Raw genomic sequence first — 13,614 nt, forward strand, 5'->3', positions numbered from 1 at the left:
AGAAGAAGATATGTTTTTGCGCCATCTCTTTTTTTACATATTCAACTACTTTCACCAGTGTAATAGGAGGAGTGTTTTTGCGCCATCTCTTTTTTTACATATTCAACTACTTTCACCAGTGTAATAGGAGGAGTAGAATATAATACTAAGTCAAATTTCACTTTAGAGAAATACTCTTTTATTGCAGACAAATATTGACTTTCAACCCTAACTGTAGAAATGCCTTTTTCAAATAAATTAGTCTGTGTTAAATTGCCAATTTTAACATAAAGCATATGTGCCCCATGATCTTCTATAAGGTTTGTTTCCTTTCCTTCTCTTTTTTCATATGACCCCACTGTATAGACTTGATGTCCGTTATCTCTAAATTTCCGTAATAAATCTGGATAAATCGAATGTTGCTCTATGCTATCAATTCTTCCTGTTGTCAAAAACAAAACATTCATCGCTGGTCTCCCTTTTTTTATTACTTTATCATAATTTCATTATACTTCATCATGTAAGTTCCAATCTTATAGTTCTCACCTACAACACAAGCGTTTGTATTTCCTTCAAGATTGTTCACGATAAGTTTCATATGGTCAGCTCCACTTTCATAAGCATGAGGATAGCCGCCACCAAATCGTGGATTTACTTCTGATATATAGTACTCTCCATCAATATCAAATATATCAATATCAATCTGTCCCCTATATCCAGCTTCAGAAACAAATTTTCTTATTAACTCAAACAACTTCTCATCTTTGAACGAAACCGCTTTATCAGTTTCTCCAGCTCTCATTTTTATTTTCTTTTTCGTAAAAATGGAAACTACTTCTCCTGAAATCATATCAATATAAACGTCAGCTCCTATTTCCTGTCCATCAAGATATTCCTGAATCATCAATCCATCATCATGCGCAAATAATAGTTCTACCGTCTCTTTATCATATACTTTAGATATGGCAATACTTGCACTTCCTCTTGCTGGCTTTACAAAAACCGGATATTTGGCTTTTCCAGCTTCAACATCATAGAAAAACTCATCTTTGTTCATGTAAGACTTTGCACATTTATATCCATGGCTCTCCAACCATTTATACATTTCATATTTATCAAGAGACATTTCACAAAGTTCATAAGGTGATCCTATAACTTTTGTACCAACTGCTGCAAACTTATCTTCATTCTTTGCCAATAATGAAAGCTCTGGATCAATAAGGCTTAAAACGCCATCAATTTTTTCTTTCTCACAAATATCAAGAATAACCTCTAAATATCCTGGAGCTGTCATTCTTGGAACTATATAATATTTATCAGCTTCATATATAGAAGGAGCTAAACTACTCATATCTGTGCAAACGACCTTACCATTTTCTCCTACAGTTTTCTTAAAATATTGCACTATTTTGTTTCTTGTTCCTGAACTTAAAATTAAAATATTCATTATTACTCTCCTAACTGATTAATATTACTAAGTGCATTCCTATAGCGCTTTAACATATGTTTCCCCGCCCAAGGAACTAAATATCTTACAACGGTTGGATTTTCAATTTCTGAGTAATCTTTTAAAGTTTGTTTGCTCAATCCAAGTCTCGCTAAATATATCCGCCGAACCTTAAATAAAAATCCCAATGAGCTTAAAAGGCGAAGCTTTTTATTTTCTTTAAGATAATTAGTAAAATCTTCTCCTGTTTTTGGGGACATTCGCTTAATAATTCGAGATTTTCAATCATAACTATAACTAAAGCCTGCTCCTTGCTTTTTCATTCCAAATGCCTCTCTAGGAATACCGCATTCTTCCACTACACGTCTTGGTATTGGTCTATCATAATCATTAAGCAAGCTCCATTTTTTCATTTCATCACTGTTAGAAACTTTTTTTATACTTGGCCATGCAGTTGCACCAAATAGAGGTAATGGGCAGGATATGTAATCTACCCATAATCTTCTCTCCGAACTTCCCAAACTTGCATCTCTGGAATCAAAGCAAAAAGTATTATTCACATTTACTGCATTTCTATCCCAAATCGAATCGCCTCTTTCTCCTGTCAAAACAATATTTCCTTTAAATACATCATAAAAAGAAGCCATACTAATTTCTGATCCTAATTCGCCCGTACATACAACTTCTGCCTCTAAATAATTCTCATTGTTTTTATATGCATCATGACCACGTATAACGATATTGGTGTAACCTAATTTTCTCGCGATATCATCACCACAATCATCCTTATGTTTTCCGCATGGTGCAAATGTACAAGCAGTCGTTGCACCCATTTTTCTTCCTACAACAGCACAACATGATGCGTCATATCCTCTACTTATGGTAGAAACAACACCATACTGTTTATTTCTATTCTTATCACATGCATTTTCCTTAAGCATCAACATTGAGTGCATTAATCTATTATAATAATCGTCATAGTTTTTAAAGGATTCACAGAGTTGTTTTCTTGTTATGCTACAATTTCCCTTCTCGTCAACCACGATATTTGCATAATAAAACACTTCAACATAAGCAGTATTACCTTTATTTAATACTCTTATTTTTTGTGTGTATTCATCCAATCCTTTTCTTATACTATTAAAATCTATTTCATATCCTGCATACTCCGTATCCATTTCTAGTTCATTATATGCCATCAATAAATACAGACTATTACTCACGCAAATTGCCTGATCTTTTCTGAATATATATATACCATATGTAACATGACTAGGTGTAGAATAAATTACTTCTTTTGATTTTATTACCCCCCCGTACCACAAAACCATTCAGCATCTGCAAACAAACCTTGGTCGAATTCACCGCTCCATGCTCCTTCAACCCAAAAATTTTCTGTCATTTCAACGTGATCACCATGGATTATTTCTATCCGCTCTCCAGATATGTTTGATATCCATGCCAAAGCCGGAAATTCTTTATTTATTTTAGCTGTAACCTTCATCTACCTTATCTCCCTTACTAAATCATCAAAAAAAAGAGGTGTGCCACCTGTGTGAATAAATAACACTTTCTTATCATAAATCCCTTCTGTTTTTATATATGTCATCATACCCAGAAATGCTTTTGCCGTATATGTACCATCCATTGGAATTCCATATTTTAACATATTTTCTTTAATCGTATTTTTAATCTCGGAGTTTTCCTTTCCATAGCCATCTCCTGTATATTGATCCAAAAATATAGTTTTTTTCTGAAGTACTATTTCATCAACTTTAGGCATATATTCTCGGATGCTATCAAGCACTATATCACGTCCTCTTGGATTTTTTCTTGCAATACTAATTCCTATTATTTTTCTATCATTATCTTCATTTATTAGTTGTCCACAAACCAACCCCGCATGTGTTGTTCCAGTGCCCGAAGCAAAGAAAATATAGTCGAAATATATATCATGGGCATTTTCATATTTTTTTATCTCTTGATAACATTCAACATAGGCTTTTGTACCAATATTACCATGTCCTCCACCCGGAATAAAATATGGTCTCTTTCCGCAGTTTATTAAATTCCTTAATAAGTTTTCAATAGTATCATGTACCTGTTCAACCGGAACTGTAATTATCTTTGCACCAAACATACTCATAAATCTGCTGTTATAAGTTTCGTCAGAAACTTCTTCAGGTCCTATAAGATAACATGGCATATTTCTCGCAGCTGCCATGTTCGATATAACTCTACAATGGTTAGAATGACTACTACCATAGGTAACTACACAATCAAACTCTCCTTTATCAATTTCCTCAAAAAAAAGAAAACCTTTCCTAGCTTTATTACCTCCAAAGGAATATGGTATTAAATCATCTCTTTTCACATATATGTTGTTTTCAATTTGTTGAATAGGTGTGTTCCACATAATTACTCTTCCTTCAAATATTCATCCCTAACAAGACCGTAAATATAACGATCCACAAATTTTCCGTGCGAAACAATATCGTCTCGTATACACCCTTCCTTAATAAAACCTAATTTTTCAAATAATCTCTGCGCTGGTATATTCTCCGTTTCTGTGTATAAATAAATACGATTTAATTTAAGTTCTCCAAACGCATAGTCTAACAATATTTTGCTAGCTTGTGTTGATATGCCTTTGCCTTTTAATGAAGTTTCACCCATAGCAATGTAGTATTCTGCTTTACTATTCTTTTTATCAATTTCCAAAAGTCCTATTGTTCCACAAGGAACTCCATCAGCCTCAATTACAGCATCATAACGATCTGTTCGACCAATATTAGAATCAAACCATTTTTGTGTCTTTTCTACTTCCAATGGAATATCGTAATGAAGAAACTTATTATTCTGTGGATTATTAATCCATTCCACTTTCTTTGGTATGTCTTTTCTTTCAAACTTTCTAATTCGAACTATCATTGGTCTTTTTTCCTCTCGCGCCATCTAGACGTCCAACCTTAATTTGACTTCCGACTTGTATATCAGAACGCTTTAACACTTTTGCAACTGTCAAAAAAATCACTTTTAAATCAAATAAAAATGATATTTTGTCTACATATTCCAAATCATATTCAAAACGTTGTTCCCAACTATCAATTGCATTACGCCCGTTAATCTGTGCCCATCCTGATAGTCCCGGTCTAACATCGTGTCTGTGATGCTCCAACTCTGTATAATAAGGCAAATACTCAACCAAAAGAGGTCGTGGCCCAATAACTGACATATCTCCCTTTAAAATATTAATTACCTCAGGAAGTTCGTCCAAGGATGTCGATCTAAGTAATCTTCCGAATTTTGTAAGTCTCACATCATCTGGAAGCGGAAGTCCATTTATATCTCTAGCATCCGTCATGGTACGAAATTTATAAAGATAAAATATTGTCTCTTTTCCAGTCATTGGATCGATTTTTCCAGGTCTAGCCTGCTTGAAGATAATTGGACTCCCCAATTTTACACGTACTAAAATTGCAACGATGATATAGAGCCACCAAAAAACACCGAGTGCAAGCAAAGCACATATAATATCTATCATTCTTTTAAAATATCTATTATATATTCCATTCTTACCTTTAAACATCAGCAAGCTCCTACCCCCTATTCAAAGCAAGCCCTAATCACTTCAATAATCCTCTCCTGCTCCTCCGCAGTCATTTTATTATCGCTAGGCAAACACAATCCTCTTGTAAAAATATCCATACCTACATCAGCCACTCCGCCTGCAATATACGCATTTGATCTGGCACGTCCGTTTCCATCTCTGACAACAAATGGATTCAAACGATAAATCGGCTGCATATGCATTGGTTTCCAAATTGGTCTTCCCTCTGCATTAATAGATGCAATCGCTTCCAGTATTTCAGTTGGACAAGACTTTCCTGCTTCTTTTACATAGCAAACATCCTGCTCGCCACGAACCTGCTTGCACATTGCTTCCTTATCAATAATCAAACAAGACAGCCAATAGTTTGGCTCAGAATTTTCAAAGTCAATTGGATTCATAGAAACCGGAAGACCTTTTAATCCCTCTTTATATCTCTCATAAATTGCTTTTTTCTGTGCAATATGCTCATTCAGATATGGGAACTGTCCACGAACTACACCAGCTATTACATTACTCATGCGGTAGTTATAACCAAGTTCTTCATGCTGATACCATGCAGCATTTTCTCTCGCCTGTGTAGACCATTTACGAACTTTGTTTGCTGCTTCTTCATCATCAGTTAAGAAACATCCACCTGCACTTCCGGTGATAATCTTATTTCCATTAAAAGAAATGGTGTTATATTTTCCAAATGTACCAGTCTGTACTCCCTTATATGTAGCTCCCATAGATTCTGCTGCATCTTCTACTAAAATTGCACCATGCTTTTTAATAATAGCATTTAATTCATCTACTTTACCCGGAGTTCCATAAAGATGTGCAACAACTACTACCTTCGTATCTGGATAAATTTCAAATGCTTTTTCAAGTGCCACTGGATCCATATTCCATGTGTCATATTCCGTGTCAATAAATACCGGCTCACCGCCCTCGTAAACAACAGGATTTACGGTTGCGTCAAATGTCATATCAGAGCAGAATACTTTCTTTCCCTCTAATGCACCATGCCCAACTTTTGGCATACCATATGCTTCAATACCTGCAAGTTTCATTGCCAGATGCAATGACGCTGTTCCTGCTGATAATGCAACTGCGTATTTGCAGCCGATATATTCACATGCCATTCTTTCTACTTCATTGATATTTTTTCCAACTGTGGACATCCAGTTCGTTTCATATGCTTCTTTTACATACTCAATTTCTGGGCCATGCATGGTTGGGCTGCTCAACCATATTTTAGACTCAAATTTTTCAAATTTATTGTTTTCTTTAAACATGACTTTCTTCCTCTTTTCGCCCAATCTCTTTTTTTCAGAATGTATTAATTTGTTATTAAGCAATTCTCTTTATTTACGTCTTCTGGTGTTTTGAATGTTGGAACAACCGATCTTAATGCTTCTTTTGCAATCAGATCCCTTTCACATAATCTCCATATCTTTTAGAGGCTGCAATTAATAATTTTCTCCCCATTTTCAACACACTCTTCATAATTATTTGTTTTTATAGGTAAGTTCTTTAACACGGCGACTAGCCTGTGAATGTTCTTATTAAAAAGCTCATTCGCAGGCTAGGTCAAACCTCTTATTCAAAGGATTCCTGATCATCTTTGTTATTGTACATAAATCAAGCTCCTAGCTAATTAATCTCTCCCGTACAGATCTCTAGTATAGACCTTATCTCTAACATCATCAAGGCAGCTGTCATATCTGTTAGCAACAATAGACTGGCTCATTGACTTGAATTTTTCCAAATCATTTACAACCTTGCTGCCAAAGAACGTGTCGCCGTCCTCAAGGGTCGGCTCATAAATTATAACCGTAGCGCCCTTTGCCTTGATACGCTTCATAACGCCCTGGATACTGCTCTGACGGAAATTATCTGAGTTGGACTTCATTGTAAGCCTATAAACGCCTATGACAACGTCCTTTTCTCTATCCTTATCCCAATTGCTACTTCCAGTATAATATCCAGCAAGTTCAAGCACCTTATCTGCAATAAAGTCTTTTCTAGTCCTGTTACTTTCAACAATAGCAGACATCATGTTCTGCGGTACATCTTCATAGTTTGCAAGCAGCTGCTTTGTATCCTTTGGCAGGCAATATCCACCATAACCAAAGCTTGGATTGTTGTAGTGACTACCAATTCTAGGATCAAGGCAAACACCATTTATAATATCCTGAGTATTAAGTCCCTTTACTTCAGCATAAGTATCAAGCTCGTTAAAATACGAAACTCTAAGTGCAAGATAAGTATTTGCAAACAGCTTAACAGCCTCAGCCTCGGTAAATCCCATAAAAACCGTGTCAATATCTTCCTTTATCGCACCCTCCTGCAAAAGCTTTGCAAAAAGCTCTGCCTTTTCTCTCGTATCATCATCACAACTTACGATAATTCTGCTTGGATACAGATTATCATACAAAGCCTTTGACTCACGGAGAAACTCAGGGCTGAAAATTATCTTATCAGTGCTATACTTTTCCCTTACTGACTTTGTGTAGCCAACTGGGATAGTACTTTTTATGACCATGATAGCATCAGGATTGACTTTCATAACAAGCTCTATAACTGCTTCTACAGCTGAAGTATCAAAGAAATTCTTCTTGCTGTCATAGTTAGTCGGAGCCGCAATTATAACAAATTCAGCATCCTTGTACGCCGTTTCGCCATCAAGCGTTGCCGTCAGATCAAGCTCTTTTTCAGCAAGATACTTTTCTATATAATCGTCCTGAATAGGAGACTTTTTATTATTGATAAGCTCAACCTTTTCAGGGATAATGTCAACAGCCGTTACATGATTGTGCTGTGCAAGCAATACTGCAAGCGACAATCCAACATAACCTGTTCCTGCTACTGCTATCTTTCTGTTCATTTTCTTAAACTTCCTTATACTTCGAGTTCTTTCACAACTAAAATGCATCAGCAATAAATGTAATATAAACTATACACTCATTCACGTTAATAATTTTATCACAAAATTTTAATCTAGTCAAGTATTCACCCCATATTTTATGTATATTTTTTCAAAAATCGTTACATTTTCAGTGTAATAAACAATGCTAACCATTTACAAAAAGCTCAGTTTGTGCAATTTTATACTAAGCTGAAAGCTATAATTTTCTTCATTTAAAATTGTTAAATCATGAAACGTTTTGAAAAATATTTTTACCACAAGATTGATGCAGACAAAAGCTGACTTGATTTTTATCTGCATTTTACACGGCTTTTATTGATTATCAGGCAAAACCAGCATATAATCATAATAGTAATTATGGCGAAGTATGAGAAATATGATTGGAGCGGTGTTTATGATAGTAAAAATTTTCTGTGCGGTTTTGGTAGCCCTTGGAGTGAGCGTTGCAATTGTTCTAGGCGGTCTGATAATTTTGGCTTCTTGTGTTAGTGGCAGAAAAAAGCCTGCTGGTGACAATACCGCTGATGATGAAGATACCTTTATGTACACAAATTATATGCAGGGATTTTACCTATAACTTTTTCTACCCTGCCAAGCTTTTTGTATACCATTTTTTATTCTACCACTCGACCCCAAAAAACTATTGACACAGCCCGAAACTTGTGCTATACTCTCAACAAAATCAAGTGGAACTACACACAGAAAGGGCGTTTTATAATGACTGAAAAAGGAAAAATGCTTGCGGGCAAGATATATGACCCCTCCGACAAGGAGCTTGCAGAATTGAGGACAAAGGCTCACAAGCTTTCACAGCAGTACAGCAGTTTGTATGAAGATGATGAGAGAAGAAACGCTATCCTTGACGAGCTTCTGCCCGACCATGGCGAGGGATTTTTTCTCCAAGGTCCTGTGTATTTTGACTATGGCGTTTTCACAAAGTTCGGCTCAGGCTGCTATGCAAACTTCAATCTGACAGTGCTTGACACCTGCCCTGTGACGATTGGCGACAACGTGTTTTTCGGTCCCAACTGCACCATTGCCACACCTGTTCACCCATTCAGATGGCAGGAGCGTAACATGAAGAAAAAGTCTGACGGCACTGTTTATGATGATGAATACGGCAAGCCTATCACAATACACTCCAACTGCTGGATAGCGAGCAATGTTGTCATCACAGGCGGAGTTACCATAGGCGAGGGCTGTGTTATCGGTGCAGGAAGCGTTGTCACCCGTGACATACCGCCAAATTCTCTTGCAGCAGGAAATCCATGCAAAGTTATCCGTGAGATAACTGAGGAGGATTCTATCAAGTACAAAGCAGAACTTTTCTGAGCATAAAAAATACCCCTGACCAGAAAATGATCAGGGGCATTTTTATCGTCTGTCATATCATTGAGTATAGACCCATTTTTTATCGGACCACGCTCCGTTATAAGTCTTTCCACCTTTGACAGTGTAGCTTCTTACACGGACGTAATATTTTTGATATCTCGCAAGCCCGGAAACTGTCTTTTTATCGGTGTGGTTGTTTGTTACCTTTACGCTTTTTGCTCCCTTAAAGTCGGAACGCTGTGAGTATGATATTTCATATCCCGTGGCAGAGCCTTTCTGTGCATAATCTATAAAGAAGCCTGCATATGTGCCATAAAGCTTTTGTATCACCTGCTTTGCAGGATAGATAGCAAAGCTTTTGGTGATAACTCCGCCGTAAATGCCCTTGCCTATGATAGTCACCTTTGCGGTGCCGACCTTTGTGTTTGCAGAATATTTCACAGTGTAGTCTGTGCCGTTTTTAAGGGTCTTTGAGCCGTATTTTACTGTGATCTTCTGCGTTATCGCCTTGCCGGTAAAGCTTTTTGAAGAAATACCGCTGACCTTTGCGTTTGCAAAATTAGTATTTGCCGTCACAATGCTTTTAGAGTCTGACCAATTGCCGTAATAGGTCTTTCCGCCCTTGACAGTATAAGAACGAACTCTTACATAATATGTCTTTGAAGCCCCTAATCCAAGTACCGTCATCTTATCCGTCTTGTTGGTGGTGGATCTGTAAGTGGAAGCATTTGAAAAATCAGATCTTGTGCCATACTGGACCTCATAGCCTGTTGCAGATCCTTTCTGCACAAAATCCACAAAAAAGCCCTTGTATCTTGTTTCAAGCACCTGTATCTGCTGTTTTGCAGGATTTATAACAAAAGAAACGGTCTGCTTGCCCTTATAGTTTCCGTAAAATTCTACTGTTATCTTGCCCATGCCAACGTTCACGTTTGAGAAATACATCACCATATAATCAACATAACGCTCAAGGGTCTTATTGCCGTCCTTTATAAGCACATCAGGCGTTATCGCCTTGCCGGTGAACGACAGCGGTGTAGCGTAATAAAGCTTGAACTTGGAAGCGTCCTTTGGCTGGATAGTAAAGCTTTTTGCAACAGAGCCTCTGTATTCGCCTTTTCCAACAAAGGTCATTTTTGCAGGTCCTGCGTTAAGATTGGTCTTATAATATACAGTGTAATCCACGCCCTCTTTAAGCTCTTTGCCCTCATAGGTGAGCGTTACGTCAGGCTGTTCAATATTCTTTCCTGTGTATGTGAAGCTGTTCTTGAAGCCTGATATCTCGCAGTCTGCAATAAGCTTGCTGTCAGAATACTCCGCTGTGACAGTCATATCCTCCATGACGTTTTTATAGTCATTGTCCCATCCTGTAAAACGCAGACCCTTTATAGCAGGGGCTTTCGGAGCTTTTGCAGACTTACCATATTCCACTGTCTGCTGACTTATCACCTTGCCGTCCTTATCCACAAACGTAACGTTATATGTATAAGGCTTCCATGCGGCATAAAGAGTTTTTGCACCGCCTGAATATGAGATACTTTCTATTCTTTCACCTGAAAGTGCAGCGTTATCATACCAGCCTGCAAAGTCTGCACCCTCTTTTGTCGGCTCGGAAAGCGTTACGCTTTCGCCCTCGCTGAGATATTCCGGATTGCCTGTGCTGTTCGTGCCGCCATTTAAAACATAGTCGATAGTGACAAATTTTGCTTCAACAAGCTTTGCCTTTACTGTGCTGTCAGCAGTATAAACTGTGTTCGCATCGACAGCAATTCCGTTCTTGTACCATTTAAGAGCATAACCGCTTTGCACTTTGACAGCAGGATATTTCACCTTGCCGTCCTTATCAGTGCAGGCATAATGCTTGCCGTCGGGAGCTTCAAATGTTATCTTGTGCGAAGCCTGCTCCCCAGGACGAGCTAGCCTTGCTTTGCCGCCTGCCATTGTCCACCTGCCGCTGTCTGTCTGCTTTCCGCCAATGGTATTCAGCGAATAAGCTGCAGAGCTTGTAACGTTAGACAAAGCCGTTTTCTTTACCCTGCTGTCAGAAAAGTTGCCGTTATACCAACAACCGGCATATTGCTGTCCATAATAAAAAGCGTCATTATCAATGCTGCCCACCATAGCTTTAGCATTTGAACTGCTTGACTTTGCAAGGTCTGAAACGCACTCTGTCAGGGTCAGACCACCTGCTTTGCCCACGATTCCGCCTGCCGAGCTTGTACCCTTGACAGTTCCGCTGAACGTACAGCGTTGGATAGATACCGCATCAAATTCACCAACGATCCCGCCTGCGTACTTACCGCTGACAGTTATTTTCTCAGCACTGAGATCTCTTATCTGCGCTCTGTCCTCAGCATAGCCGAACAGACCTGCATAAGAATTGTTTTGGATAACAGCGTTTTTCAGAACGTGTCCGTTGCCGTCAAAATATCCGCAAAAAGGTTTTGAAGCCGTTCCTACTGCCGATATCTTTGCACCACCGAAGTCGATGTCTTTTTCAAGCACAACACGCTTTCCTGCGAAGCTTTCACCGCCTGATACACGCTTTGCGAAGTTTTTCCAATCCGTCGCTGTCTTTATAACAAGGCTTTGTTCCTTTATCTCTTTCGCCTTTGCCTTTATAAGAAGCTTGGCATTGGTAATATCGTTCTTTGATGCGTTTTCGTCTGCAATAACTTTCTTGCCGTTGTTGACCTCACGCTCATAACCGCTCTGCTTTTCATACTTTGCCACAAGTGTTTCAAGCTCGCTTTTATCAGACTTATCTATATCATCGGTATAGGCAAATATTATAGGCTGACCGGTATAAGCGTCCCTGTCGGTAACGTCCGTCCAACTGTCGCCGTCATTGGAAATATACGCCTGACCAGGCTTCATGACCCCGTCTGAATAGCCATAAACGGTCACATAGCCTGAGCCGTCATCACCGCTGAATGTCATCACGACAGAATATCTTTCGCCCTCGTCAAGCTCAACATCAGGGATATCCACAGTATAAAAGCCGTCGCTCTGCACCTTTCCGCTGACCTCACATTCAAGTATCCCCACAGGAGTGCTGTCTGAAACAGAAGTGTAGACCTGCACGGTGTAGTCAGACTTTCCGGTGTAGCCAAGATACATAAAGCCCACTTTGTCAAGAAGCTCGTCTTTTTTTGCTGTAAAAACATCAGCACCGCTCATTTTATTTTCATTGCTAACATAAAATATAGAATTATCCTTATTAGCAGGATAATGGTAATTATTATCACAGCTTTCAGTGAGGTCGAATGCCACCCAATCGGTCATTTCTGCCTCTTCATAGGATATCCAGTAATAGCCGTCTGTGCCATTGGATACTCCCCAAGAGCCTTTCACAAGCCATGCCCCGTTTTTCTTTGGCTGATAGCCTGCAAGGAAATTTGACTTGCTATAATTATCGTCCCAGCCCACTACGCTTACGGCATGATTTATTCCACTATATTTTGTAGTTTCCGGATCGTAATAGCTTTTGTTATCAAAGGTCATATACAGGTCGTCTGCATAATAGCTCACCATTACTCCGCCAAGCTCTTTTATCTTGTTTTTAATGGCGTTTCGTCCGCCTGTGATAGTGGAAGCGTAATTAAGCTGATATTCGCAAACGCCCTTTTTCTCCTCAGATACGATAGTGGCTTCCGTTGCGTCAGACACGAAAGGCTCATATTCATCATAGCAAAGTCCCCTATGAGCCGCCATTGCAAGGGACGAATCCATCCACGTTCCGCCGCAATCCCATATTGACTCGTCAAATCCGCCGTTAGCATATGTAGAGAGGACAAGGCTCGGCACAGAAAACTGCACGTTTTGATTTTCAAGCCCCTTTTGAATAAGATTGCTCTCTGTGCAGGAAAGTGCCGCAAACGCCCAGCAAGTGCCTGTCTGGAACTGGTTTTTGATAGTCGTCAGCGTATTCTTAGATCTGGGGTCATATTTCGCAGGCAGCGAAGCCGTTGCCTTTTGTGCATAAGGTGAAACCCCGTCGTCCGTGTCGACCAGATCTTCATCAGCGATCTCCGATTTTTCCAGACCTTCCTTTTCGTAGCCATAACCATTATCAGTAAAAATTATCCTGCCCATCTTAAATTTCGGGCTGTCATTATCTCCGCCATGCTCCATATCCGCAAAAGCTGCGCAAGGAAACTGCACTGACAATATCGCCGCAGTCAAAATGGCAGCACATTTATAGATCACCTTCATAAAGATCTCCTTTGGTATGATATTAGCATAGTCCAAACTGCTGACTACAGTGGTGACAGGCTATGCTTATTTTGATATAATAAGAAGGTAATGGACTGACGGTCACCCCCTTAGAAC

13 protein-coding genes are annotated in these 13,614 nt (G+C 38.9%); 2 read left to right on the plus strand and 11 right to left on the minus strand.

The annotated features are described in order from the left end of the window. Positions 1 to 41: 41 nt before the first annotated feature. From DW793_RS12445 to DW793_RS12485, 10 genes are all read right to left on the minus strand, one after another. On the minus strand, positions 42 to 446 hold the full coding sequence (locus DW793_RS12445) for a hypothetical protein (RefSeq protein ID WP_118158322.1): 405 nt from the start codon (positions 444 to 446) through the stop codon (positions 42 to 44). 20 nt (positions 447 to 466) lie between these two features. Beyond that, positions 467 to 1,426 carry an ATP-grasp domain-containing protein gene (locus tag DW793_RS12450; protein ID WP_118158323.1) on the minus strand — a complete coding sequence of 320 codons (960 nt, stop codon included), beginning with the start codon at positions 1,424 to 1,426 and terminating at the stop codon, positions 467 to 469. A gap of 2 nt (positions 1,427 to 1,428) precedes the next feature. Further along, the gene (locus tag DW793_RS15490; RefSeq protein WP_252969886.1) at positions 1,429 to 1,686 is read right to left on the minus strand and encodes a hypothetical protein; all 258 of its coding nucleotides are present in this window, start codon (positions 1,684 to 1,686) and stop codon (positions 1,429 to 1,431) included. Between the two features lie 21 nt (positions 1,687 to 1,707). Then, on the minus strand, positions 1,708 to 2,757 hold the full coding sequence (locus DW793_RS12455; RefSeq protein ID WP_118158324.1) for a hypothetical protein: 1,050 nt from the start codon (positions 2,755 to 2,757) through the stop codon (positions 1,708 to 1,710). Then, on the minus strand, positions 2,733 to 2,930 hold the full coding sequence (locus DW793_RS12460) for a hypothetical protein (RefSeq protein ID WP_118158325.1): 198 nt from the start codon (positions 2,928 to 2,930) through the stop codon (positions 2,733 to 2,735). Before DW793_RS12460 ends, DW793_RS12455 begins: the two co-directional genes overlap by 25 nt. Continuing rightward, the gene (locus DW793_RS12465; RefSeq protein ID WP_118158326.1) at positions 2,931 to 3,842 is read right to left on the minus strand and encodes a 1-aminocyclopropane-1-carboxylate deaminase/D-cysteine desulfhydrase; all 912 of its coding nucleotides are present in this window, start codon (positions 3,840 to 3,842) and stop codon (positions 2,931 to 2,933) included. A 2-nt stretch (positions 3,843 to 3,844) separates the two neighbouring features. Continuing rightward, positions 3,845 to 4,381, minus strand: a complete 537-nt coding sequence (locus tag DW793_RS12470) for a GNAT family N-acetyltransferase (RefSeq protein ID WP_252969887.1) — start codon at positions 4,379 to 4,381, stop codon at positions 3,845 to 3,847. Next, positions 4,341 to 5,015 (minus strand): sugar transferase, encoded by a 675-nt coding sequence (locus DW793_RS12475; protein WP_118158328.1) that lies wholly within the window; start codon positions 5,013 to 5,015, stop codon positions 4,341 to 4,343. The genes DW793_RS12470 and DW793_RS12475 overlap by 41 nt, the downstream gene beginning before the upstream one ends. A gap of 17 nt (positions 5,016 to 5,032) precedes the next feature. After that, the gene (locus tag DW793_RS12480) at positions 5,033 to 6,316 is read right to left on the minus strand and encodes a DegT/DnrJ/EryC1/StrS family aminotransferase (protein ID WP_118158329.1); all 1,284 of its coding nucleotides are present in this window, start codon (positions 6,314 to 6,316) and stop codon (positions 5,033 to 5,035) included. Between the two features lie 362 nt (positions 6,317 to 6,678). Further along, positions 6,679 to 7,908: a nucleotide sugar dehydrogenase gene (locus DW793_RS12485; RefSeq protein WP_118158330.1), complete on the minus strand. Its 1,230-nt coding sequence runs from the start codon at positions 7,906 to 7,908 to the stop codon at positions 6,679 to 6,681. 436 nt (positions 7,909 to 8,344) lie between these two features. Between DW793_RS12485 and DW793_RS12490 the strand changes: the two genes are divergently transcribed. Together DW793_RS12490 and DW793_RS12495 are read left to right on the plus strand one after the other, a co-directional pair. Next, entirely contained in the window at positions 8,345 to 8,527 is a 183-nt protein-coding gene (locus DW793_RS12490; protein WP_118158331.1) for a hypothetical protein, read from the plus strand. Between the two features lie 140 nt (positions 8,528 to 8,667). Continuing rightward, complete coding sequence (locus tag DW793_RS12495; protein WP_118158332.1) at positions 8,668 to 9,282, plus strand: sugar O-acetyltransferase; 615 nt, start codon at positions 8,668 to 8,670, stop codon at positions 9,280 to 9,282. A 57-nt stretch (positions 9,283 to 9,339) separates the two neighbouring features. Here DW793_RS12495 and DW793_RS12500 read toward each other — a convergent pair whose 3' ends face one another. Beyond that, entirely contained in the window at positions 9,340 to 13,497 is a 4,158-nt protein-coding gene (locus DW793_RS12500; protein WP_118158333.1) for a C1 family peptidase, read from the minus strand. Between the last annotated feature and the right edge of the window lie 117 nt (positions 13,498 to 13,614).

This window comes from Ruminococcus sp. AM31-15AC (assembly GCF_003462045.1).
Lineage (GTDB): Bacteria > Bacillota > Clostridia > Oscillospirales > Ruminococcaceae > Hominimerdicola > Hominimerdicola aceti.